This window comes from Vibrio penaeicida, from assembly GCF_019977755.1.
Classification (GTDB): domain Bacteria; phylum Pseudomonadota; class Gammaproteobacteria; order Enterobacterales; family Vibrionaceae; genus Vibrio; species Vibrio penaeicida.
This window is the reverse complement of record NZ_AP025144.1, coordinates 3520255-3544422: the sequence shown is the minus strand read 5'-3', so window position 1 is coordinate 3544422 and position 24168 is coordinate 3520255. Positions and strand designations below refer to the sequence as shown.

Sequence of the window (24168 nt, the reverse complement as noted above, 5' to 3'; positions counted from 1 at the left end):
AACTAAATGCCAAGGAAATGTGAAAAATACCAACTTGTGATGTCTTTTCCAAACAATAGGGTAACCCAACCAGCGATGGCAAGGTAAGGACCAAAAGGGAAGGCTTGTTCGATGCCTTTTTTCTGCAATCTTAGCTGAATCACGCCAAACACAACACCCACTAGTGATGACATCAGGATTATAATGGGCAAACTTTGCCAACCCAACCAAGCTCCGAGTGCCGCAAGTAATTTGAAATCGCCAAACCCCATCCCTTCTTTGCCAGTAAGCAGCTTAAACAGGTAATAAACACTCCATAAACACAAGTAACCCGCCATTGCACCGATCACGGAATCAGTGAGTGATACAGGGCTGATTTCAAAGAGCGAAAGCGCTATCCCTGCCCACATAAGCGGTAAGGTGAGTTGGTCGGGGAGAAGTAAAGTGTCGAAATCAATGAAAGTGGCTGCGATAAGCACAAAAGTAAAAAATAGAAGGGCAATAGAGAAATAACTGAACCCGAAATAGTTTGCAACAGCAAAGCTGAGACCTGCGGTAAGCAGTTCGATAAGAGGGTAACGAGCTGAGATCGCAGTGCCGCAAGCGCGACATTTACCGCGTAGAAGTAACCAGCTGAGCACTGGGACATTATCCCGAATTCTGATTTGTGTATTGCACTTTTGACAAGTAGAACGTGGGACGCTTAAGGTGAGCTTCTCTGTTGGAGGCGCAATATTGTACTCAGGAAAAGAGTCAGCACACTCTTGTCGCCATTCGTTTTCCATCATTCTTGGAAGACGGTAAATCACGACATTCAAAAAACTACCAATGACCAACCCAAATACAGCAGCCATCAACGGAAACAGCCAAGGGTAGTAGTGAAAAGCGTCCATATATGATCTCTAAGGTGGAATGTGTTTAGGGTCTAAAGACCACTAGCCAATGGCAAATATTAGCCTAATACACTCATTAAGTTAAACACTGGCAAGTACATAGAGACGACTAACCCACCAATTACAACACCAAGAAAGATGATAATGAGGGGTTCGAGTAATTTTCCGAGGTTATCAACGGTGTTATCAACTTCAAACTCGTAGACGTTCGCGACTTTATTCAGCATGTCGTCGAGTGAACCTGTTTCTTCTCCAATCATGACCATTTGCAAGACCATTTCTGGAAAAGCTTCCGTGTTTCTCATGGCGATATAAATAGGCATACCTGCTGCTGTATCTTTATAAACCTGTTCTATCGCGACTTGGTAATGCAAATTGCTGGCGGTCTTAGAGCTGGTTTTGAGCCCGTTAAGAATAGGGATACCAGCATTAAAGCTGGTGGCCAGTGTTCGGCTGAACTTGGCGATGGCTGCTTTACTAAAAACGCTTCCGATGATTGGGAATTTCAGTCCCCACCTGGAGCTTCTTAAGCGAAATTTAAACGATCGTTTTCTGATGAGTTTAAAAGCAATGCCCAGTACGGTGATAGCGACCACCATCTTCCACAAGTCGTTTTGCACTATGTGCGAGAGTTTTAGCACTTGTTGAGTAAACCATGGTAATTCAGCGCCAAACCCCGAAAACATCGTCTCAAACTCGGGTATGACGAACTTGAGCATCAGAACAGACACTCCAATTGCAGTCAAAAGAACCATGACAGGGTAGATCATCGCTTTAATGACTTTAGAGCGGAGCTGCTCGCTTTTTTCTTGATAGGTAGCGATACGCTCAAAAACATCGGATAAATTACCAGTCTGCTCACCAGTTTCAATCAAGTCGGTGTAAAAGCTGTCAAACAGGCTATTGGATGTGCTAAGTGCTTTAGAGATAGGAGTGCCAGCCTCTACGGATTTGGTTACCTGAGACAGGATGGATTTCATCTCTGCTTTGTTGTGATTATCCGACACCATTCTTAACGATTGAACGATGGGGACACCAGTTCCCAGCATGGTTGCCATTTGGCGAGTGAACACCATGATGTCTTTCTTTTTAACTTTGTGGCTCAGCTTATCGAGCAACGAGATACCCGATTTCCTGACTTTTTTAATTTGAACTTGTTGGTTTCGCAGCTTATCGCGTACTTCAACCTCGGTGTACGCCAGAAATTGCCCAGAGACTTTTTTCCCAGAGCTGTTAATGCCTTTCCAGCGAAAGTTGTACAGTTTGAGGCGAGGGGTAATTGAACGATCCAAAATATCTCCTTACAAATACAAAACGCGTTGTAGTTCTTGGTAGCTCGTGATGCCTTGTTTTAATATTTCAATACCAGACTGACTCAGAGTTTTCATACCGTTTTTAACCGCTAGCATTTCAATTTCTGCGATATTGGCTTTATGAGAAATAGCTTGCTGCATTTCCGCATCAAAAGGCATGACCTCATAGATACCAATTCGACCACTGTACCCTGAGTTGCAATCGGCGCAGCCCTCTTTAGACGCTTGAAAAATGGGTGTGCTAGTCTCAATTCTGTGTTTGTCTAACAGTGCTGGAGAGAGCTGGTGCGGTATTTTACAGTGTGGGCACAAACGCCTTGCTAAACGTTGAGCGATGATCAAACTCAGTGAAGACGAGAGGTTATAAGGTTCAACCCCCATATTGCCTAGCCGAATAACCGTTTCTGCTGCGGAGTTGGTATGTAAGGTCGATAGAACCAAGTGCCCTGTTTGAGCCGCCTTGATGGCGATTTCCGCTGTTTCAAAATCTCGTATCTCACCTAGCATCACGATGTCAGGATCTTGGCGCAAAAAGGATTTAAGTGCAGCGGCAAAGGTAAAGCCGATTTTAGGGCGAATTTGGACTTGGTTGATGCCCGCTAGGTTGATCTCGACCGGATCTTCAGCGGTTGAAATATTGCGTTCAACCGTATTGAGAATACTAAGTCCTGTGTACAGTGAAACGGTTTTACCGCTCCCTGTAGGACCTGTCATTAAGATCATGCCCTGAGGGCGACGTAGGGCTTCGATATATAAGGCTTTTTGTTCTTCACTATAGCCGAGCATATCGATGTTCAAATTCGCACTGCTGCTGTCCAATAAACGTAGAACAATTTTCTCTCCCCAAAGCGTGGGCAGAGTGGATACCCGAAGATCGATCGCAGTTGTGTCGCTGAGTTTTAGCTTGATGCGCCCATCTTGAGGTAAACGCCGTTCGGCAATATCCAGTTTTGAAAGTATTTTTAATCGTGCGGCTAGCCTTCGCCCTAATTGAGGAGCTGGGCTATTGGCTTGAATAAGAATACCGTCGCATCGCATCCGGATACGGTACGTTTCTTCATAAGGTTCAAAATGAATGTCGGAAGCCCCTTTACGTACTGCATCGAACAATACTTGATGAATAAAGCGACTGACTGGGGCGTCGTCTAAGCTGAGATCTTCTGCTGAATCAAATTCATCATCACCCACTTGAACCAAATCCGCGAGCTCTTCTTGCGTGATTTCTTTAGCACCAGTGCTGCTATCGACTCTATTTTTGCCGTACATTCTACGAATGCAGCTGGTTAATTCTCTTTCATCACAAAGCAGGATTTCGACTTGCTGATTGGTAGCAAAGCGAAACTCTTCTTCTGCTTCAACGATCGTTGGGTCAGATAGCGCAATAAATAGAGTATTGTTGGTGGATTCAACAGGCAGCGCATTGTAGCGAGTGATCAGGTCTCGTAGACCAAGCTGCTCACATAACGGAAGGTAGTCGTATTGATTGGTTTCTATGACCGACAAACCAAAAATCTCAGCAATATGCTGAGTCAATTCAAAAACAGGAATAATACCAAGCGCTGCAATAGCACTGGGGACGGTGCCCCCAGTGCTGCCTATGCGCTCAATAATAGCCAGTTCATGTGCTTCACTAATAATATCGGCTTGGCGAAGAATGCTAGCTAAGTTGGTGTGCATTGGTTACGGCTTACAGCTTTTTGGAATCTCTGTGCTATCAATTTTACCAGAATCGGTGAAAGCACAAGCCCATCCAGTTGAGGACTTACCCAGTTCAACATATGCTGTATCAATAGATGAGTTGGACCCAAACAAAAATTTTATAGTGCCTCCCGCTCCGCTAGCTGCGAGAGAAAGAGTTCCTAATTTATTCATTCCTGAAGTTGCTCCAACTTTAGCGAGATCGGAAGGAAAAGCGCCTATCTCTTGTATATACATATCAACATTGGTTACTAAAGCTCGTGCAGTAGCTAAACCTGTTGCCGCTTCTGATTTTTTAACATGGTTTTTATAGGCTGGAATAGCTACAGCAGATAAAACACCAATTATCGCTACCACAATCATCAGCTCTATCAGCGTAAAGCCCTGTTGTTTCTTATTTTTCATAAATAACTCCGTTTATAAGGTCGTATAAAAACAGAGCGAGGATAGGAGCGTGCCAAGAGTAAAGAAACTGTAAATAAAGGATTGCTGGAGGAGGATTTTAGATTTTTCACCTTTGTTTCAGTAGGTTACTGACTGAGTGCGAGTGAGTTCAAATGGGGTGGGTGATGTCAGTCGCAACCTTATGATAAGGCTAAAAAAAGGAAGCCGCGCTTCCTTTTCAATCTTAAGTTTATATTTATAAATTATTTCAGATTTGTGACAGTGCTCAAATCTGGTTTTTATTTCGAGCTTGCGTCACTTAAAGCGCATGGAAAGATCCATTGCTTTCAAATGTTTAGTGAGTGCACCAACCGAAATATAGTCGACGCCCGTGTCAGCGTATTCGCGGATTGTCTCTAAAGTAACGTTTCCAGAGTTTTCCAGCGCCGCTTTGCCTGCGTTAATTTTGACGGCTTCTCGCATCATATCTGTGGAGAAGTTATCAAGCATGACAATATCCGCGCCTGCTTCAATCGCTTCTTTTAGCTCATCTAGGTTTTCAGTTTCAACCTCAACGGGCTTCCCTGGGTTTAGGGTTTTGGCTGTTTCAATGGCTTTACGGATGCCCCCACAAGCAACAATATGATTCTCTTTTATTAAGTAAGCGTCAAAGACGCCAATACGATGATTGAATCCACCGCCACAAGCGACAGCATATTTTAGTGCACTTCGTAAACCAGGAATGGTTTTGCGTGTATCGAGCAGGCGGCAATCTGTGCCTTGCAGCTTTTCAGCGTATTCTGCAACCAACGTAGCGCAGCCCGAAAGCGTTTGAATAAAGTTCATAGCATTACGTTCACCCGTTAAAAGAGCACGAGCGGGACCTGAAAGTGTGCATAGGGTTTGATTTGGCTCTACTTTATCGCCATCTTGAACATGCCATTCTATCTTTACTTCGCCACCAAGTTGCTTGAACACTTCGTCTGCCCATGCTTGACCGCAAAAGATGCCGTGCTCTCGCGTAATAATCGTTGCGGTATTGGTGGCTTCCTCTGGGATTAACGCTGCGGTTATGTCTGCTGCGGGATCAAGAGTGCCCCCTAAATCTTCTTTTAAGGTGTCTTCGACTGCGCGTGTAATTTCCAATGGAAGTTGCTGTTTTAGGTAGTCAAGACGTTCTTGGCTGTTGTGTGTATTCTTCATCGCAATTCAGTAAATACCAGAGGTTGAAATTGTCTGCATCATACTCTGGCTTGGAGGATAATTCAGCTATTTATCGGTATCTAACTTAGTTACGTCTATTATTAATCAAAATTCGTTCGCCTTTTTCTAGCGTTAACTATGCCTGCATATTGATATACCCAAGTGACCTCAAGATACAGGATTCAGAGCCTCATAGTCTGTTCCAGTTCAAGGAGAAGAACGCAGTGGAATGATGAATCCTTTCCAAGTTCTTCGACGACGGAATGGGATAGACTATGGGCTCCCGAGGGCGAGTTTAACTGGCTTTCATACTGCGTTACCGATGTTTGATTTAGAATGACTAGATCTTCATATCGCTGCCTTGCCTGAAAGCCAGTTAATTCTCGCTGAACCAGGTATATTGAGGTTACTTGGGTATATTACTTGGGTATATTACTGGGTATATACTCTGTCCACTAAACGGTTTTGTAAGAATTAAACAACATGAAAATCGATGAATCTCATTGGCTTACTGATATAAATAAAGTGGCGTCCCCTTATTACGATGAGCGACCCGAAGGTGAAGACATTTCTTTGCTGGTTGTACATCATATTAGCTTGCCTCCTCGCCAGTATGGCGGCACATTTGTTGATGATTTTTTTGCAGGAAATCTGGACCATACCCTTCACCCGTTTTTTGAAGTCATTAAAAACCTTAAAGTGTCCGCTCATTGTTTGATTCGGCGCACCGGTGAAGTCGTGCAATTTGTTCCGTTTGATAAACGAGCCTGGCATGCTGGTGTGTCCAGTTTTGCGGGTCGCAAACGCTGCAATGATTATTCTATTGGTATTGAATTGGAAGGGTGTGAGTTCGACAGCTATACACCTGAGCAATATGACTCATTGGTTGAGTTAACGAAATTACTACAATCTCAATACCCAAAGATGAGTGACCACCGAATTACTGGGCATCAATACATCGCGCCTCTGCGCAAATCTGATCCCGGTCTCACATTTGATTGGCGACATTTTCGCAAACTTCTCAAAACTGGATCGAATTAGCACATTTTCAGCGTGTTAGCTGGATAGTCATATTGTTTAACGTGTCAAACCCCAAGATGTGACTAAGCTTTATACCCAAGTAACCTCAAGATGCTTGGTTCAGCGAGAATTAACTGGCTTTCAGACAAGGCACTGATATGAAGATCTAGTCATTCTAAATCAAGAATCAGTAACGCAGTGTGAAAGCCAGTTAAACTCGCCCTTGGGAGCCCATATTCTGTCCCATTTCGTCGTCAAAGAACTTGGAAAGGACTCGTCATTCCACCGCATTCTTCTCCTTGAACTGGAACAGACTATGAGGCTCTGAACCCTGCACTTTGAGGTTACTTGGGTATATCTACTGTCACAAACAATTTTTCATAACTTTAATTTATGTCACACAGAATGAAATATTAATTGGTAAGACCAATTTTATTGCCGTTTTAATACACTCTTGTTACGTCTGGGTTAATTTGTTCTTCGTTCAATGATGTGCGTCAAGTTTTATCTGGACAGAAACGTTTTAATTATGTTATTTTTTCGCCCAATTTGAAATTGGTATTACCAATTGACTGCAAGAGTAGAAGAACAATAAATATGGCTTATCAAAGGATTCGTCAGCCGAAACTCTCTGATGTTATTGAACAAGAGTTGGAGCGGTTGATATTGGAAGGAACACTCTCACCGGGGGAACAATTGCCACCGGAACGAGAGCTAGCGAAGCAGTTTGATGTTTCGCGTCCTTCTGTCCGAGAAGCGATTCAGAGGCTGGAAGCAAAGCGATTGTTAACCCGACGCCAAGGTGGTGGGACTTTCGTTAGTGAATCCCTATGGAAGAGCTTTTCCGATCCTTTGTTGAACTTATTGTCTACCCATTCCGAAACCCAGTTAGATTTGCTGGAAGCGCGACACGCGATGGAAGGGTTATCTGCTTACTTTGCTGCATTGCGCGGTACCGATGAAGACTTTGAGCGAATTCAACGCTGCTTAGAGCAAATTCGCGAAGCTCAAGACAAAAAAGACGTAGAAGTAGAAGCTTCAGCGGTTATGGCGTTTCTTATTGCCTTAACGGAAGCGGCACATAATGTGGTGTTACTGCATATCGTGCGTAGCTTGTCGCCTTTGCTTGAGCAAAATGTCTTACAAAATTTAAAGCTATTGCATCGCCGCGAAGAAGTGGTGGATAGAGTCAGTAAACATCGAGCTAACATTGTGGATGCGATTGTTTCTGGTCAGCCTGAACAGGCGCGTGAAATGTCTCACTCACATTTAGCTTATATCGAAGAAACATTGCTGGATTTAACTCGTGAAGAGTCAAGAAGAGAACGCTCTTTGCGTAGAATTCAGCGAGGTAACGAGTCGTAATCACGGCTTGTCACAAGTTTAAAGTAGATCCAACCAACAGAAGGATAGATCGCCATGTCTGATACGAAGCATGACGTAGACGCACTTGAAACTCAAGAATGGCTTCAGGCACTTGAGTCAGTCGTTCGTGAAGAAGGTGTAGAACGTGCACAATTCTTGTTAGAGCAAGTTCTAGATAAAGCACGCCTTGATGGTGTTGATATGCCAACAGGCATCACAACTAACTACATCAACACGATTCCAGCCGATCAAGAACCAGCTTACCCTGGTGACACAACGTTAGAGCGCCGTATTCGTGCCATTATTCGTTGGAACTCGGTAATGATCGTATTACGTGCTTCTAAGAAAGACCTAGACCTAGGTGGTCACATGGCTTCTTACCAGTCAGCGGCGGCATTCTACGAAGTATGTTTCAACCACTTCTTCCGTGCTCCTAATGAGACGGACGGTGGCGATTTGGTTTACTACCAAGGTCATATCTCTCCAGGTATCTACTCTCGCGCATTTGTTGAAGGTCGTCTAACTGAAGATCAGCTAGATAACTTCCGTCAAGAAGTAGACGGCAAAGGTATCCCATCATACCCGCACCCTAAACTTATGCCTGAGTTCTGGCAGTTCCCAACGGTATCTATGGGCTTAGGTCCAATTTCAGCAATCTATCAAGCGCGCTTCCTTAAGTACCTTGATGGTCGTGGCTTGAAAGATACTTCTGCTCAACGTGTATACGCTTTCCTAGGCGACGGTGAGATGGATGAGCCAGAATCACGTGGTTCTCTATCTTTTGCAGCACGTGAGAAGCTAGACAACCTATGCTTCCTAATCAACTGTAACCTTCAGCGCCTAGATGGACCTGTAATGGGTAACGGTAGCATCATCCAAGAGCTAGAAGGTCTATTTAAGGGCGCTGGCTGGAACGTTGTTAAAGTTATCTGGGGTAGCAACTGGGATGCTCTACTTGCTAAAGATACGACAGGTAAACTACTGCAGCTGATGAACGAGACTGTAGATGGTGACTACCAAACATTTAAGTCGAAAGATGGCGCGTACGTACGTGAGCACTTCTTTGGTAAATACCCAGAAACAGCAGCACTTGTTGCAGATATGACCGATGACGAAATCTTCGCTCTTAAGCGTGGTGGTCATGAGTCATCTAAGCTTTACGCAGCATACAAGAATGCAGCAGAAACTAACGGTCGCCCAACGGTTATCCTAGCTAAGACTGTAAAAGGTTACGGCATGGGTGAAGCGGCTGAAGGTAAGAACATCGCGCACCAAGTTAAGAAAATGGATATGACTCACGTACTTCATTTACGTGATCGTCTAGGTCTTCAAGACATCTTAACCGATGACGCAGTGAAAGAACTTCCGTACCTGAAACTAGAAGAAGGTTCAGCGGAATACGAATACCTTCACGCACGTCGTAAAGATCTAAAAGGTTACACGCCGCAGCGTCTGCCTAACTTCACTCAAGAGCTTAAGGTTCCTGAGCTAGAAGAATTTGCCCCATTATTGAGCGAGCAAAAGCGTGAAATCTCAACAACGATGGCCTACGTTCGTACGCTAAATATTCTTCTTAAGAATAAAGGCATCGGCAAAAACGTTGTACCTATTATCTGTGATGAAGCACGTACATTTGGTATGGAAGGTCTATTCCGCCAGATCGGTATCTACAACCCGCACGGTCAAGAATACACGCCTGAAGATAAAGGCATTGTTTCTTACTACAAAGAAGCGACTTCTGGTCAGGTTCTACAGGAAGGTATCAACGAGCTAGGTTCAATGGCATCTTGGGTTGCGGCTGCAACGTCATACAGCACCAACGACCTACCAATGATCCCATTCTACATCTACTACTCTATGTTCGGTTTCCAACGTGTTGGCGACATGGCGTGGATGGCAGGTGACCAACAAGCGCGTGGCTTCCTACTGGGTGCAACGGCTGGTCGTACAACATTGAATGGTGAAGGTCTACAGCACGAAGATGGTCATTCTCACGTATTGGCGAACACCATCCCTAACTGTATTTCTTACGACCCAACGTTTGCTTATGAAGTTGCTGTAATCATGCAAGACGGTATCCGTCGCATGTACGGTGCTGATCAAGAAAACGTGTTCTACTACCTAACCGTAATGAACGAAAACTACGCAATGCCAGCAATGCCTGAAGGCGCTGAAGAAGGCATTCGTAAGGGTATCTACAAGCTTGAATCTTACGCGGGTGATAAGTCTAAAGTTCAGCTATTGAGCTCTGGCACAATCATGAACGAAGTTCGTAAAGCGGCGACTATCCTAAGTGAAGAGTACGGTGTGGCGTCAGATGTATTCTCTGTAACCTCTTTCAACGAACTAACTCGTGATGGTCAGAATGCAGAGCGTTACAACATGCTTCACCCTGAAGCAGAAGCGAAAGTTCCATACATCACATCAGTACTTGGTGATGAGCCAACTATTGCTGCGACGGATTACATGAAGAACTACTCTGAGCAAGTTCGAGCGTTCATTCCAGCTGAATCTTTCAAGGTTCTTGGTACTGACGGCTTCGGTCGCTCAGACAGCCGTGAAAACCTACGTCGTCACTTCGAAGTGAACGCAGGTTACGTAGTAGTTGCGGCACTAACTGAACTAGCGAAGCGCGGTGACGTTGAGAAATCAGTGGTTGTTGAAGCGATTAAGAAGTTCGACATCGACACTGAAAAAACAAACCCGCTATACGCATAAGACAACGCTTAATTTAGAAGGTAGATAAGCAATGGCAATCGAAATTAATGTACCTGACATTGGTGCAGATGAGGTTGAAGTTACTGAGATTCTTGTAAGCGTTGGCGACAAGGTCGAAGAAGAACAATCCCTTATTACTGTAGAAGGCGACAAAGCCTCTATGGAAGTTCCTGCATCTCAAGCGGGTGTAGTGAAAGAGATAAAAGTGACTGAAGGTGATTCAGTCACCACAGGCACTTTGATCATGATCTTTGAAGCAGAAGGTGCGGCTGAAGCAGCGCCGGCAGCACCTGTTGCGTCTGTAGAGAAAGAAATTAATGTTCCAGATATCGGTGGCGACGAAGTTGAAGTTACTGAAATTATGGTTGCAGTTGGCGATGCAGTAGAAGAAGAGCAATCTCTTATCACTGTTGAAGGCGATAAAGCGTCAATGGAAGTTCCTGCACCGTTCGCTGGTACAGTAAAAGAGATCAAGATTAATGCTGGCGATAAAGTGTCGACTGGCTCTCTAATCATGACGTTTGTTGTAGAAGGCGCGGCGCCAGCACCTGCAGCAGCCCCTGCTCAAGCTGAAGCGGCTGCACCTGCGGCGGCTCCAGCAAAAACGGAAGCACCAAAAGCGACTCCAGCTGCATCTACAGGTGATTTCCAAGAGAACAACGAGTACGCTCACGCTTCTCCAGTTGTTCGTCGTCTCGCTCGTGAGTTTGGCGTAAACCTATCTAAGGTTAAAGGTTCTGGTCGTAAGAGTCGCATCTTAAAAGAAGATGTTCAGTCTTACGTTAAAGATGCGCTTAAGCGTCTAGAGTCTGGCTCTGCTGCTTCAGGCAGTGGCGATGGTTCTGCGTTAGGTCTACTTCCTTGGCCAAAAGTTGACTTCAGCAAGTTTGGTGAAACTGAAGTTCAGAAACTTTCTAAGATTAAGAAGATTTCTGGTGCAAATCTACACCGTAACTGGGTGATGATCCCTCACGTTACGCAGTGGGACAACGCAGATATCACTGAGCTAGAAGCATTCCGTAAAGAGCAGAATGCAATCGAAGCTAAGAAAGATTCGGGCATGAAGATCACGCCACTTGTGTTCATCATGAAAGCAGTAGCGAAAGCACTAGAAGCGTTCCCTGCATTCAACTCTTCTCTTTCTGAAGATGGTGAAAGCATCATTCTTAAGAAATACGTGAACGTCGGTATCGCGGTTGATACGCCAAACGGTCTTGTTGTTCCTGTATTCAAAGATGTAAACAAGAAAGGCATTTACGAGCTATCTGAAGAGCTAATGGCTGTGTCTAAGAAAGCACGTGCAGGCAAACTGACGGCTGGTGATATGCAAGGCGGATGTTTCACAATTTCTAGCCTAGGCGGTATCGGCGGAACAGCGTTTACTCCTATCGTAAATGCGCCAGAAGTTGGAATCCTAGGTGTATCCAAGTCTGAAATGAAGCCGGTGTGGAATGGTAAAGATTTCACACCTCGCCTACAGCTTCCACTATCTCTTTCATACGACCACCGTGTGATTGATGGTGCAGAAGGTGCGCGCTTCATCACTTACTTGAATGGTTGTCTGAGCGATATCCGTCGCTTGGTGCTATAAGTCAAGATACGTAAAATCAGGGCGGCGATAAGCCGCCCTTAAATTACAAGCTGACAGTTTGATTTAACCTTGTTGATAACAAGAGAATCTCAATTGAACTGTTGTCTGGCTCACAGGCTAAATGGATTTACTTTTCACACCTTTAACAACTCTGTAAACTGTTTCGGTCTGAAAATAAAACGTTCTAAAAAAGAATTCATTGAACACCCACTCAGCCTGTTAGGGATAATGACTACAAGAGGTCAAAATGAGCAAAGAAATTAAAGCCCAAGTTGTTGTACTTGGTTCTGGTCCTGCTGGTTATTCTGCTGCGTTCCGTTGTGCGGATCTAGGTCTAGAAACGGTACTTATCGAGCGTTACACCACCCTAGGTGGAGTGTGTCTAAACGTGGGTTGTATCCCATCTAAAGCACTGCTACACGTATCTAAAGTGATCGAAGAAGCGAAAGCAATGGCTGATCACGGTGTGGTATTTGGTGAGCCGCAAACGGACATCAACAAAATCCGAATCTGGAAAGAAAAAGTGGTTAACCAATTGACGGGCGGTCTTGGCGGTATGGCTAAGATGCGTAACGTAACAGTGGTTAACGGTTACGGTAAGTTCACTGGCCCTAATTCTATTCTTGTAGAAGGTGAAGGCGAAGCAACTACAGTTAACTTCGACAACGCTATCATTGCGGCAGGTTCTCGCCCAATTAAACTTCCGTTTATCCCGCATGAAGACCCACGTATTTGGGATTCTACTGATGCACTAGAGCTTAAAGAAGTTCCGGGCAAACTGCTTATTATGGGTGGTGGTATCATCGGTCTTGAAATGGGTACGGTATACCAGTCACTAGGTTCTCAGGTTGACGTTGTTGAAATGTTTGACCAAGTGATCCCTGCAGCTGATAAAGACATCGTTAAGGTTTACACCAAGCGAGTTAAAGACAAGTTCAACTTGATGCTAGAAACCAAAGTGACGGCTGTTGAAGCCAAAGAAGATGGTATCTACGTTTCAATGGAAGGCAAAAAAGCACCAGCAGAAGCTGAGCGCTACGATGCTGTTCTTGTTGCTATCGGTCGTGTACCAAACGGTCTTCTTATCGATGGTGAAAAAGCGGGTATCGAGATTGATGAGCGTGGCTTTATCAATGTGGATAAGCAAATGCGCACAAACATTCCTCATATCTTTGCGATTGGTGATGTTGTCGGTCAGCCAATGCTGGCACACAAAGGTGTGCATGAAGGCCATGTTGCTGCAGAAGTGATTTCTGGTAAGAAACACTACTTCGATCCTAAAGTTATTCCTTCAATCGCTTACACTGAGCCAGAAGTGGCGTGGGTTGGTAAGACAGAGAAAGAAGCAAAAGCGGAAGGTATCAACTACGAAACTGCGACTTTCCCATGGGCTGCGTCTGGGCGTGCAATCGCGTCTGACTGTGCTGATGGTATGACTAAGCTTATTTTCGATAAAGAAACACACCGCGTAATCGGTGGTGCTATCGTTGGTACTAACGGTGGTGAGCTACTAGGTGAAATTGGTTTGGCTATCGAGATGGGCTGTGATGCAGAAGACATCGCTCTAACCATCCACGCTCACCCAACTCTACACGAATCTGTAGGTTTGGCTGCTGAAGTGTTTGAAGGCTCTATTACTGACCTTCCAAACAAGAAAGCTGTGAAGAAGAAGAAGTAATTTTTCTAAAAGCTGAATGATAAAAACCGCTGCCAGTCAGCGGTTTTTTTGTTTCTGTTTCTCGTGGCGTTTTCGGCTTTCGGGCGGACAAAAACAAAAAACGGAGGGGAAAATCCCTCCGCTTATCTATTTTACCGTTTTACAAAAGCGCGTTTTAGTCTTGCTTGTAAATGCAAAGCATACCCAGGAAGCTAGCTACAAGCCCTTCTAAGTACTCTGGATCTGGGTTGCGGTTAGCTTGAACATAAAGAGAGTAGCAAATGCCGTGTAATAGCTTAGCTAAGTCTTCTGCTTTGTGCTCATCGCATACTTCGCCACGTTGCATCGCGGTCAGGAACATGTCTTCAACACGCTTCTGAGATTCTTCGTTACTGGATAGGAACAAAGGCCATACTTCTTCACGAGTAGATGTGCTCCACTCGAACCAAACTTTCATCCAGTGCGTGCCATCGAGTGCAAACTTAATGATGTTCTTGGTTAGGCTCGTTAAGTTTTCTTCGGCAGTTGCTTCTGGAAGAATGCTTTCATTGATGAAAAGAGCGTATTGTTTCTCAACTTGGCTCAGTACTTCATCAACCAAATCTTCACGGGTCTGGAAGTAGTTGAAAACAGTTGCAACTGATACCTGAGCGATCTCAGCAATATCAGCGTGACCACCGCGACCGATACCGCGTTTTGCGAATACTTCTATCGCAATATCATGCAGCTGTTCTTTACGTTTCTGTGGAGATAGCCTTGTTCTTGGACGTTTTTTTACAGTATCCATAATTGATTTTCCTTGCCAACATATGAAGTTTAATGATTATTTTATAATTAGATTTGCCATATGAGTGTAATGGTGCATATAAAAGTGTCAATCAAGAAATGTTAAAAAGTGCTCAATTTCATGACCAAGTTAAAAATTTACCCTGAGTCGTTTGCAGTGGTAAAATGTGTTATTGGGTGCACATTAACGAAAATTCAAATTATTGATAATGTGACTTTACCTGCAAAATCAGCCACTAACTAATTGAGAGCAGTATGAAACATACAGTTGAAGTAATGATTTCTGAGCAAGACGTTCAGGATCGAGTTATCGAATTGGGCAAGAAAATCACCGAGCGCTACAAAGATTCAGACAAAGAGTTGGTGTTGGTGGGACTGCTTCGTGGTTCATTTGTTTTTATGGCTGATCTGACGCGTGCCATTGGTAAGAATCATACTGTCGATTTCATGACCGCATCTAGCTATGGCAACGCGATGGAAAGCTCACGCGATGTGCGTATTTTGAAAGATCTGGATGACGACATCAAAAATAAAGACGTTTTGTTGGTGGAAGACATCATCGATACGGGCAACACGTTGAGTAAAGTATGCGAAATTTTAGAAATTCGCGAGCCTGCTTCTATCGAAATTTGTACTCTTTTAGACAAACCCTCTCGTCGTGAAATTGCAGTCGATGCAAAATTCATTGGTTTTGAGATTCCAGATGAGTTTGTTGTTGGTGTTGGTATCGATTACGCTCAGAAATACCGTAACTTACCTTACATTGGGAAAGTGGTTCCTCAAGAGTAAGCACTCGGTCTGTAATGCAAACAGAATAAACGCCACTATTGCGATAGTGGCGTTTTCGTAATGACGTTTGTGTACGGTCTTTTGGTTTTACAATTCTTGAATAAAGCGCAATCGCCGCTTGTCTAACTCTTCACGTATTTCTTTTCCCTGAAATCCATCCTGAATAACCTTTTGTACATCCACTTGCAAAGCAGCCTGATAAGCTTGATTGAAGAGTTTCGATTGAGGGTAGGGGTTATCTTCTAAACCCAGCCGCCCACGATGATCGGCTTCACAGCAGATTAAGAGTTGAGCCAAGCGTTCAGGTTTACGCCACACATCCAATTTATTCAGTATTTTAAGTTTTGTTTTTGCTCTTAGTTCTTCTGCACGGTGCACATTGGTGTGATGTTCGCATACGGCCAAGGCGGTTTCTCTGAACTCGTTGGGAATTTTAATGCGCTCACATAATTTCTTAATTATGTTGAGCCCTGTGTGGCAATGCATTTTGTGGCTCGGCCATTCTTCCTTCGGTGTTACCCCTTTCCCTAAGTCGTGAACTTGTGCTGCAAATCTAATGACGGGGTCTTGGCTCAAATCAGCGCCTTGCCTTGCAACCATCAACGTATGAATACCAGTATCGATTTCAGGGTGCCACTGCTCCGGTTGTGGGACACCAAATAAAGCGTCCAATTCTGGGAGGACGACTTCCAGAGCGCCACATTGTCTGAGTACCTCTAGAAATACGTCAGGTCTGTCTGTATTGAGAGATTTATGCCATTCCTGCCAAACCCGTTCAGGCGTCAAGTGTTCAAGCTCGCCGGATTGCGCTATCTTGGACATCAATTTCAGGGTTTCATCTGCGACAGTAAAACCTAATGAAGCCAGCTTGGCTGCGAACCGAGCCACGCGAAGAACGCGAAGAGGGTCTTCGACAAATGCATCAGACACATGGCGCAAGATTTTGTTATTGAGGTCATGTTGCCCACCGTAAGGATCGACAATTCTTCCATCCTTGTGTTGAGCCATGGCGTTGATGGTTAAGTCTCTTCGAAGGAGGTCGTCCTCAATGGTCACATCAGGTGCAAAGTGACATTCAAAGCCAGTGTAACCATGCCCTGACTTTCGTTCGGTACGCGCTAATGCATATTCCTCATGACTTTCTGGATGCAAGAATACAGGAAAGTCTTTGCCGACGGCTTGGTACCTATTGGCGAGCATTTTTTCTGGTGAGCTACCCACTACAACCCAATCCTTGTCGTGTACCGGAATACCCAGTAATTGGTCTCGCACAGCGCCACCGACTAAATATACGTCCAAGTTTGACCTCCTAATTATGCCTCGAGGCTTTACAAACCTCGTCACAATGGTAATTTGCCAGAATCTTAGCGAAGAGAGATAAGCATGTATAAGGATTTTTTCGGTTTCACGGAAATGCCATTCTCAATAGTACCGAGTTCTCGGTATTTGTATTTGAGTGCGCGTCACAGAGAAGCAATGAACCATCTTCAATCTGGTTTAGGTGAAGGTGGTGGGTTTGCAATGCTTACTGGTGAAGTTGGAACAGGCAAAACAACCGTTTCGAAAGCCATGCTTTCCGCGCTTGGAGAAGAAACCAAAGCAGCACTTATTTTAAATCCGACCTATTCAAACCAAGATTTGTTGGAAGCGATTTGCGATGAGTTTGGTATTGAATACCCAGAATCAGCAAGCCTTAAGGTACTAACACAATCCATTCAGCGCTTCTTGCTTGATAACTATGCTGGTGGGTTTCAAACGCTTTTGATCATTGATGAGGCACAGCATCTACTGCCAGATGTGCTTGAGCAATTACGGCTTCTCACTAATTTAGAAACCGATAGCCAAAAACTCTTAAAAGTATTATTGATTGGGCAGCCTGAACTACAAGCAAAGTTGCAGACAACTGAATTGAGACAGCTTGCACAGCGCATTACTGGTCGCTATCACTTGCTGCCGCTTAACCGTGCTGAAGTGAGCGAGTACATCGAGTTTCGACTTGGGTTAGCAAACGGCGCTCAAAGCACTTTTGAACCGGCTGCAATTAAAATTATCGCAAAATATACTCAGGGCATCCCTCGTCTTATCAATCTAATCTGCGATAAAAGCCTGCAATACGCTAGCCAAAGTGGTGTCAAAGTTGTGAGTAAAGCGCGAGCCGAACAAGCTTGTCAGGATGTTATGGCGTTTCAAGCTCCCGTACAAGGCGCCGTGTCACCATCTTCTACTCCCTCTTCTGTTTGGCCAAATATATTGCTATTAACGGGAAGTGCAGCCCTCGCAACGTTTGCTTACTTCGCCACTCCTCTTGCCTTACAGAAGTGGATCCCTGCTCAAACTCCGGAAATTCAGGTTACGACTAAGACCATCCAAATCCCCGTTGCTGACACGCTATCGCCATATTTAAAGCGCAGTGAAGGTGAAACCAAAGCGACATTAAAGTTGTTTGAGTTGTGGGGGCTGAAAGCCTCGGTTCGTGACACGGATTGTGAAAGGTCACGTTCATCCTACTATTGCTCCATTGAATCTGGGGGGCTGGATGATGTGATACAACAAAATCGCCCTGTTGTTTTTGCGCTGAATGTTGGCGATGAACGTCATTATGCGCTGCTGTATGCAGTGTCTGATGAAACTGCCCAAATTTTGGTTGGTGATGGTCGAGTAGAAGTGCCTGTTGGGTGGTTAGAGCAACATTGGGCTGGCGAATACCGCACTATTTGGCATGATCCAATAGCGGAAACTCTTAAACTTGGTCAGCAAGGCGAGTCCGTTGCTAAGTTAGAGTCGATGCTTGCTAAAGCGCTTGGTGAAGCGTCACAGAGCAGCAATGTTTTTGATGAAATATTGAAAGAGAAAGTGGAGGCTTTTCAGCGTTGGCAAGGGCTATTTGTTGATGGAATTGTAGGAGCGAAAACCTTGCAGTATCTGGATTTAATAGTGAATGACTCGGCCCCTTCACTGACTAAAACGACAGAGGTACCATCGGATGCTTAATGCCTTTATTGAAATAAAAGAATTAGGGGTGTTCTGTCACTTCGTATTATGTGGTGGCATTCAATGAGCTATTTAAATACACCTTCAACGGGTTCGAGTCTGTTTAAAACGATGGTATTTGTCATTCCCGCCGTTTTGGTTTCTTCATGGCATTATTTAAATTATCAACCAGATAGCGCCCCGATTATCCAAGTTGAAACAGTAAAGACACAGCTTGCTAAAGTAATGGATTACCCCGAAGCTAAGCCTCTTAAGGATATGCCAACGGTGGATGGCTCACCTACTGAGGTGTTGTATGACTCGACAACGGAAAATGCGCGGGTGCTGAGCTCTCAAACACAGGAAACATCTCAAACTGGGCTAAGATCTCAAACGGATCAAAAGCTAACAGAGAAAAAGCCAACAGAGAAAAAGAAAGAAACGCTGGATAACTTAGATCTTTCCTCATTATCTCCAGAGTTAGCGCTAGCCGTTCAATCTGCCATTGACGATACGGCTTATCCAGACTCTAGTCGCTATAATGATGAACCCGTTGAAGCGACGCCCTTAGTGGGTAATGAACGCCGATTCCAGGGTAAGCTTCCTGCACTTAATCTGCAAACTCATATGTACGCGTCAAATAAAGATCGACGCTGGGTTAAAGTGAATGGCAAGGAGTTAAAAGAGGGGGACTGGGTGGATGATAAAGTAATGATCGATAGCATTACCCCTAGAACAGTTGTTGTGGAGTTTGCTGGACAGAAAATTGAATTACCAGCACTGCATGAGTGGCGTTAGCTGCTGTTTTCAAAAAACTATTTTTCAATAAATTCGGCGATTAAAAAAGGGCACATAACGTGCCCTTCTTGTTTTAATCTCTATTTGTATGAAGCATTAAGCCCAACCAGATGGCGCCTTTTTCCTACGAGGAATTAGATGGGGAAGAACCAATCCAAAGATAAGACCAATTCCCGCAACACCACCACCGTACATGAAGTATTTCAATAGTAGGTCTTCTTTCTGTGTATCTAGCTTAGCGCGCAGTTCGCGTACTTCGCTTTGAGAGGCGGTAAGTTGCTTATTCATATCAGCGTAGTTCTTTTCAAGCTCTTTGATTTGTTCGTTACGAGCTTCAAGTGAGTCAACCAGCCCCGATTTCTCGTCGTCAGAGCTTCTACGCGCATTTGCGAGCTTCTCTTTTACTTCACCTAGCTCTTTCTCAAGTGCAGGTAATCGTTCAGCCATACTTGGGCGTGTGGACACGTATTTACTTTCTACCCAGCCTTTTCTGCCTTTGGAGTCGACAACTTGGCTGTATCCAGAATCTCGATTTGTTGCAACCAGTGTGATTTTGTCGCCTGCATTAACACTGCCGATGATTCGAAATTGATTGCTTGGTCCTGCGTGCATATAAGTGAATAAGTTGTCTGAGATGTAACGATCTTTTGCGAAGCTGACAGGCGCGACAAGCATGCTAAAGAGGGCCAGACAAATAAGTTTTTTCACGGTACGTCCCTTAACTGATGGAGTTGAACAACGTTTACGCCATTCATTTATTCTTAATTAGACAGAGATAGTATGAATTTTCAGGCAGTGGTGCAACAAAAGAGGGAGGCAAAGCCTCCCTTTCTGTGCGTTTGAGTCAATAATGACATGTGTCTAACAAAAGGCTTACAAAAATAAGCCTTGAATTGCATAGAAGAAGATGACTGCCAGCAATGCGCCAGCTGGTAAAGTCACAACCCAAGATGCAACAATGTTACGTACAACGCCGAGGTTTAGTGCTGCGATACCACGTGCAAAACCGACACCTAATACCGCGCCCACTAACGTTTGTGTTGTGGAAATGGGTAAGCCAGTACCAGAAGCCAAAACAACCGTTGAAGCGGTCGCAAGCTGCGCAGCAAAACCACGGCTTGGTGTAAGTTCTGTAATACCCGTTCCCACGGTTGCCATCACTTTGTGACCCATAGTCGCCAAACCAACCACAATACCAATACCACCTAGTGGCAAGATCCACCATGCAATGGATGTTTTCGTCACGATTTCGCCGAGGTTTTCAACGGTCGATACGACTGCCGATAGAGGACCAATCGCGTTCGCAACATCGTTGGAGCCGTGAGCAAATGCCATCGCACACGCAGTAATCACCATTAGCACACTGAAGATGCTCTCAACGCCAGCAAAACTGTGGTCGTCTTCGCGGTGAGCAAATTTCTTCTGAATATAGAGGTAACCGCCAATCATGATTAAACCCGATACGCCGGCAGACCATAACCATGCTTCAGTGTTGCTTAAATGCAAGCCTACGTGTTTCAAACCTTTCTTAATGGTTACTAATGCGATCACCATGGTCGTGATGAACATGTAGACTGGCACAAAACGTTTGGCGTTGATGAGTGGGTTTTCTGTATCGAAGATAAGTCGCTGAGCACTCACAAATATCAGATATGCAAAGATACCTGAAATGAGTGGTGTCACAATCCAGCTCCCGACTATTCCTTGCACTGACTGCCAGTCAACGGCTTCAGTACCTACAGATACGCAAGCGAATCCGATAATAGCACCGATAATGGAGTGAGTAGTGGAGACCGGCCAGCCCATATAAGACGCAAGCAATAGCCACGTACCTGCAGCAAGAAGCGCAGACATCATGCCGTATACAAGCACGTCGGGTTGATCAGCGAAGAAGGAGGTCTCGATAACACCTTTACGGATAGTATCGGTTACTTCACCGCCTGCTAAGTAAGCACCAGCAAATTCGAAAATCATTGCGATGATGATCGCTTGTTTTACCGTCAGCGCTTTAGAGCCAACTGACGTACCCATGGCGTTTGCTACATCATTGGCACCGATACCGATTGCCATTAAGAAGCCAAATAGTGCAGCCACTATAATAATGATAGTGCCGTAGTTCGCGAGGATATCCATCGTAATACCTAGTTGTTGGATAACGTATGAGAGGATTTTTGAACAAGCGCGCAACAAAGGCACACAAGCCTTCCGTGTGCCTTGATACAATCCAATCTCATGTTATGTGTTTCAGTTTTCGTTTATGAACGAGATAGCATCAGTTCAAGACGAGCGCCAACGCGCTGAGCTTGATCGGCGATGCCACCTACCCATTCTAAAATCTTGTATAAGAACATGATGTCGATCGGATTGTACTTCGATTCGATCGCCATTAGTTGCTGGCGCAATACAATTTGCATGGCATCGGTATCGTCTTCGATGGCATCCAATTGATTGATCATCTCTGCCACCAAAGTGACTTCTCGACCTTTAAAGCCAGTTTCCAATAATTCGTCTAATTCGCTGATGACTTTCTGAGCCTGATCGGCGGCATCAAGACAACGCTTAACGTATAAAATGAAGTTTTCCTGAAGTGGTTCTGGGATTTGCAATTGACGACCAATCACCCTACCTGCAATGTCTTTTGCAAGGTTGGCTAGCTTGTCTTGCTGCGTCAGCAAATCAAGCATATCGGTACGATCTACAGGCATGAATAAGCCACGTGGCAGTTTCAGACGAATCTCACGTTTTAAGACGTCCGCTTCTCTCTCCAAGTGAGAGATTTGTGCACGAATTTCGCCTGCTTTTTCCCAGTCACCCTTAGCACTAACTTCAAAGAAGTTAACTAAGTGAGAGCAGCACTCGTTCACACACACAACGTGGCGTTGCAAAGGTTTAATTGGGGACTTTGCAAATAACCCCATAATTGTATTCACTGGCATGGCTATTCAACCTAAAAAATATAACCTATAAGAAACTTCAGCCATAAAGGCGAAATCTTGAACGATGGCTATAAAGTCGCGCATGTTAACCTAATCAATCCATCATTAAAACTGTTTTAGATCATCATTTGGGCGTTAATTGCCACTTGTCGACGATGGGATTAAGCAATATGCTTTCAGGGTCATCCGTTAAAGGTATAAATATGGAAACTGAGATAGAACTGAAGTTTTTCGTTTCACCTGAATTTTCAACGACTTTGGTAGCTAAAATAGCTGAAGAGAAAGTTCTTCAGCACAGTTGTCGAGAGCTGGGTAATACCTATTTCGATACGCCAGAAAATTGGTTAAGACAACATGACATAGGTCTGCGAATTCGTCGTTATGATGATGTCTTTGTGCAAACAGTTAAAACTGCGGGGCGTGTTGTCGCTGGTTTACATCAACGACCTGAATATAACGCCGAACATACCAACAATATTCCCGACCTACACCTTCATCCTAGCGACATTTGGCCTAATGGCAAAGCAATAGACGCGTTGCAACAAGAACTTACCCCTATTTTTTCTACCGATTTCAAGCGTGAGCAATGGCTGATCAGCATGACGGATGGCAGCCAAGTTGAAGTGGCGTTTGATCAAGGTTGGGTGACGGCGGGTGACAACAAAGACGAAATTTGCGAAGTCGAGCTGGAGTTAAAGTCCGGACAAACCGATGCGCTGTTCAACCTTGCTCGGATATTGTGTGAAGATGGCGGTATGCGTTTGGGTAATTTGAGTAAAGCGGCACGCGGATACCGATTGGCTTACGGTCATCAAGGTGATGAAGTTATGCCTCTATCGTTAGTGGCGACGGAAAGTTCTCACAACGCTGAGTATTGCCTTATTCAGTCTTTAGAGCATGCATTGGGTCACTGGCATTACCACGAGCAAATCTATGTAGAGCGTGATGAGTTCGATGCTTTACACGAAATTGCACACTCAATTGGATTCATTCGCCAAACACTGTCGGTATTTGGGGGCATAGTTCCAAGGCGAGCAAGCGCTATTTTGCGACAAGAATTGATGTGGTTAGAAGATGAGCTGACTTGGCTCAAAGAGGCGGATTACCTTGATGAGCTGATGGACGATAAAGGGCATGCGTTACGAAAGCTGGATGCGCGAAAGTGGCTTGTCGAACAGCTTGGCACTCAATTCCAAGCGTTACCAAGTAGAGAGCATTCGTTAAAACTTCTCAAATCCTCACGCTATACACGATTGTTGCTTGATTTGAGTCGATGGATACTTACTCGTGGTTGGCAGCCGTTCCTTGATGACAAAGCGCGTGAGAAAATGGCACAAGACATACGAAGCTTTTCGGTCAAGCAACTTGATAGAACGTGGGCTGAATTGGTTGAAGCATTTCCAGCAGAGCGTCAATTGAACCGTCAAGAATACATTGACCAGCAATACCGCCTATCTAGAAATCTGTACACTGGGATCTGTTTTGCCTCTCTCTATGATACAGAAGATAGAAATGCATTCCGCTTACCTTGGGAAGATCTTAAGCAAGGTATTGACGATTTATTGATGTTAGAGCCGCTGCATAAATTGCTTCCAAGTTTAGAAGGTGAAAACCAAATGCAGCTGGAGCGTTGGTTGAACCGACAAGGAAACTCAATTTTGCATGCTATGGAGCAAACCCGCCAAATGAGTATCGATACGACCCCTTATTGGCAGTAAATTTCTCCTTTAAAGTGCACTTTATTGAATAAGTGCACTTTAGTTTTCGGCTCATTATGGGCTCATTTCTTTACCAAACTCAAAAAGTTACTACAGATTCCTGTGTCACCGCCGATACACAATTGACGGGATTTCCAACAATATGAGTGAACAACAAGCATTGGATCACAATTAGGGAAATCCATCAGCGAAAAGTGACAGGTAACTCAATGGCAACGAAGTGTCTTTGTTATCATCGTTTTTTCATACGAGGCGTAAAATAAATCTACAACTACAAAAAAATCCACGTCTCACAAAGAGTGCGGCAGTATTTGTTCGCAGGTAAATGAACACTATATGGAGTACGTACT

At 44.5% G+C, this 24168-nt stretch carries 19 protein-coding genes; 9 read left to right on the top strand and 10 right to left on the bottom strand.

The genetic code is table 11. The features are described 5' to 3' along the window. Positions 1–2 precede the first annotated feature (2 nt). The 5 genes from LDO37_RS15885 to nadC form a co-directional block, all read right to left on the bottom strand. On the bottom strand, positions 3–872 hold the full coding sequence (locus LDO37_RS15885) for a prepilin peptidase (protein WP_126606905.1): 870 nt from the start codon (positions 870–872) through the stop codon (positions 3–5). A gap of 59 nt (positions 873–931) precedes the next feature. Continuing rightward, positions 932–2164: a type II secretion system F family protein gene (locus LDO37_RS15880; protein ID WP_126606907.1), complete on the bottom strand. Its 1233-nt coding sequence runs from the start codon at positions 2162–2164 to the stop codon at positions 932–934. Between the two features lie 9 nt (positions 2165–2173). After that, positions 2174–3862 carry a type IV-A pilus assembly ATPase PilB gene (gene pilB, locus LDO37_RS15875; protein WP_126606908.1) on the bottom strand — a complete coding sequence of 563 codons (1689 nt, stop codon included), beginning with the start codon at positions 3860–3862 and terminating at the stop codon, positions 2174–2176. 3 nt (positions 3863–3865) lie between these two features. Then, on the bottom strand, positions 3866–4288 hold the full coding sequence (locus LDO37_RS15870) for a pilin (protein WP_126606910.1): 423 nt from the start codon (positions 4286–4288) through the stop codon (positions 3866–3868). Between the two features lie 294 nt (positions 4289–4582). Beyond that, positions 4583–5470 (bottom strand): carboxylating nicotinate-nucleotide diphosphorylase, encoded by an 888-nt coding sequence (nadC, locus tag LDO37_RS15865; protein WP_126606912.1) that lies wholly within the window; start codon positions 5468–5470, stop codon positions 4583–4585. A gap of 483 nt (positions 5471–5953) precedes the next feature. Here nadC and ampD point away from each other — a divergent pair, with 483 nt between their 5' ends. The 5 genes from ampD (at position 5954) to lpdA (ending at position 13842) form a co-directional block, all read left to right on the top strand. Next, positions 5954–6511 carry a 1,6-anhydro-N-acetylmuramyl-L-alanine amidase AmpD gene (ampD, locus tag LDO37_RS15860; RefSeq protein ID WP_126606913.1) on the top strand — a complete coding sequence of 186 codons (558 nt, stop codon included), beginning with the start codon at positions 5954–5956 and terminating at the stop codon, positions 6509–6511. Positions 6512–7087: 576 nt separating this feature from the next. Continuing rightward, complete coding sequence (gene pdhR, locus LDO37_RS15855; protein WP_101112467.1) at positions 7088–7855, top strand: pyruvate dehydrogenase complex transcriptional repressor PdhR; 768 nt, start codon at positions 7088–7090, stop codon at positions 7853–7855. Positions 7856–7909: 54 nt separating this feature from the next. After that, on the top strand, positions 7910–10573 hold the full coding sequence (gene aceE / locus LDO37_RS15850; RefSeq protein ID WP_126606915.1) for a pyruvate dehydrogenase (acetyl-transferring), homodimeric type: 2664 nt from the start codon (positions 7910–7912) through the stop codon (positions 10571–10573). A gap of 31 nt (positions 10574–10604) precedes the next feature. Beyond that, positions 10605–12164 (top strand): pyruvate dehydrogenase complex dihydrolipoyllysine-residue acetyltransferase, encoded by a 1560-nt coding sequence (gene aceF / locus LDO37_RS15845; RefSeq protein WP_126606917.1) that lies wholly within the window; start codon positions 10605–10607, stop codon positions 12162–12164. Between the two features lie 247 nt (positions 12165–12411). Continuing rightward, positions 12412–13842, top strand: a complete 1431-nt coding sequence (gene lpdA / locus LDO37_RS15840; RefSeq protein ID WP_101112464.1) for a dihydrolipoyl dehydrogenase — start codon at positions 12412–12414, stop codon at positions 13840–13842. Positions 13843–13996: 154 nt separating this feature from the next. On the opposite strand, the gene LDO37_RS15835 is transcribed toward lpdA, so the two are convergent. Next, positions 13997–14608, bottom strand: a complete 612-nt coding sequence (locus LDO37_RS15835) for a TetR/AcrR family transcriptional regulator (protein ID WP_101112463.1) — start codon at positions 14606–14608, stop codon at positions 13997–13999. 254 nt (positions 14609–14862) lie between these two features. Here LDO37_RS15835 and hpt point away from each other — a divergent pair, with 254 nt between their 5' ends. Beyond that, entirely contained in the window at positions 14863–15396 is a 534-nt protein-coding gene (hpt, locus tag LDO37_RS15830) for a hypoxanthine phosphoribosyltransferase (protein WP_101112462.1), read from the top strand. An 87-nt stretch (positions 15397–15483) separates the two neighbouring features. Here hpt and LDO37_RS15825 read toward each other — a convergent pair whose 3' ends face one another. Next, positions 15484–16695, bottom strand: a complete 1212-nt coding sequence (locus tag LDO37_RS15825; RefSeq protein ID WP_126607215.1) for a multifunctional CCA addition/repair protein — start codon at positions 16693–16695, stop codon at positions 15484–15486. A gap of 84 nt (positions 16696–16779) precedes the next feature. On the opposite strand from LDO37_RS15825, the gene LDO37_RS15820 reads away from it, so the two are divergent. Together LDO37_RS15820 and LDO37_RS15815 are read left to right on the top strand one after the other, a co-directional pair. Further along, positions 16780–18387, top strand: a complete 1608-nt coding sequence (locus LDO37_RS15820; RefSeq protein ID WP_126607214.1) for an ExeA family protein — start codon at positions 16780–16782, stop codon at positions 18385–18387. Between the two features lie 63 nt (positions 18388–18450). Beyond that, positions 18451–19164 (top strand): general secretion pathway protein GspB, encoded by a 714-nt coding sequence (locus tag LDO37_RS15815; protein ID WP_185829760.1) that lies wholly within the window; start codon positions 18451–18453, stop codon positions 19162–19164. 96 nt (positions 19165–19260) lie between these two features. On the opposite strand, the gene LDO37_RS15810 is transcribed toward LDO37_RS15815, so the two are convergent. The 3 genes from LDO37_RS15810 to LDO37_RS15800 all read right to left on the bottom strand — a co-directional run bounded on the left by LDO37_RS15810 (position 19261) and on the right by LDO37_RS15800 (position 22100). Next, positions 19261–19872, bottom strand: coding sequence for a TIGR04211 family SH3 domain-containing protein (locus tag LDO37_RS15810; protein ID WP_101112458.1), 612 nt, complete (start codon positions 19870–19872; stop codon positions 19261–19263). A gap of 165 nt (positions 19873–20037) precedes the next feature. Continuing rightward, the gene (locus LDO37_RS15805; protein WP_126607212.1) at positions 20038–21297 is read right to left on the bottom strand and encodes an inorganic phosphate transporter; all 1260 of its coding nucleotides are present in this window, start codon (positions 21295–21297) and stop codon (positions 20038–20040) included. 122 nt (positions 21298–21419) lie between these two features. Further along, entirely contained in the window at positions 21420–22100 is a 681-nt protein-coding gene (locus LDO37_RS15800) for a TIGR00153 family protein (RefSeq protein WP_101112456.1), read from the bottom strand. A gap of 203 nt (positions 22101–22303) precedes the next feature. Here LDO37_RS15800 and LDO37_RS15795 point away from each other — a divergent pair, with 203 nt between their 5' ends. Then, positions 22304–23818, top strand: a complete 1515-nt coding sequence (locus LDO37_RS15795) for a CYTH and CHAD domain-containing protein (protein WP_126607211.1) — start codon at positions 22304–22306, stop codon at positions 23816–23818. The last annotated feature ends 350 nt before the right edge of the window (positions 23819–24168 follow it).

What these genes read in the sequence shown, in the direction of transcription:
- aceE (WP_126606915.1), top strand. Translation starts at nt 7,910, where the DNA reads ATGTCTGATACGAAGCATGACGTAGACGCACTTGAAACTCAAGAATGG.
- LDO37_RS15870 (WP_126606910.1), bottom strand. Translation starts at nt 4,288, where the DNA reads ATGAAAAATAAGAAACAACAGGGCTTTACGCTGATAGAGCTGATGATT.
- nadC (WP_126606912.1), bottom strand. Translation starts at nt 5,470, where the DNA reads ATGAAGAATACACACAACAGCCAAGAACGTCTTGACTACCTAAAACAG.
- ampD (WP_126606913.1), top strand. Translation starts at nt 5,954, where the DNA reads ATGAAAATCGATGAATCTCATTGGCTTACTGATATAAATAAAGTGGCG.
- hpt (WP_101112462.1), top strand. Translation starts at nt 14,863, where the DNA reads ATGAAACATACAGTTGAAGTAATGATTTCTGAGCAAGACGTTCAGGAT.
- LDO37_RS15820 (WP_126607214.1), top strand. Translation starts at nt 16,780, where the DNA reads ATGTATAAGGATTTTTTCGGTTTCACGGAAATGCCATTCTCAATAGTA.
- LDO37_RS15805 (WP_126607212.1), bottom strand. Translation starts at nt 21,297, where the DNA reads ATGGATATCCTCGCGAACTACGGCACTATCATTATTATAGTGGCTGCA.
- pdhR (WP_101112467.1), top strand. Translation starts at nt 7,088, where the DNA reads ATGGCTTATCAAAGGATTCGTCAGCCGAAACTCTCTGATGTTATTGAA.
- aceF (WP_126606917.1), top strand. Translation starts at nt 10,605, where the DNA reads ATGGCAATCGAAATTAATGTACCTGACATTGGTGCAGATGAGGTTGAA.
- pilB (WP_126606908.1), bottom strand. Translation starts at nt 3,862, where the DNA reads ATGCACACCAACTTAGCTAGCATTCTTCGCCAAGCCGATATTATTAGT.
- LDO37_RS15795 (WP_126607211.1), top strand. Translation starts at nt 22,304, where the DNA reads ATGGAAACTGAGATAGAACTGAAGTTTTTCGTTTCACCTGAATTTTCA.
- LDO37_RS15885 (WP_126606905.1), bottom strand. Translation starts at nt 872, where the DNA reads ATGGACGCTTTTCACTACTACCCTTGGCTGTTTCCGTTGATGGCTGCT.
- LDO37_RS15835 (WP_101112463.1), bottom strand. Translation starts at nt 14,608, where the DNA reads ATGGATACTGTAAAAAAACGTCCAAGAACAAGGCTATCTCCACAGAAA.
- lpdA (WP_101112464.1), top strand. Translation starts at nt 12,412, where the DNA reads ATGAGCAAAGAAATTAAAGCCCAAGTTGTTGTACTTGGTTCTGGTCCT.
- LDO37_RS15800 (WP_101112456.1), bottom strand. Translation starts at nt 22,100, where the DNA reads ATGCCAGTGAATACAATTATGGGGTTATTTGCAAAGTCCCCAATTAAA.
- LDO37_RS15815 (WP_185829760.1), top strand. Translation starts at nt 18,451, where the DNA reads ATGAGCTATTTAAATACACCTTCAACGGGTTCGAGTCTGTTTAAAACG.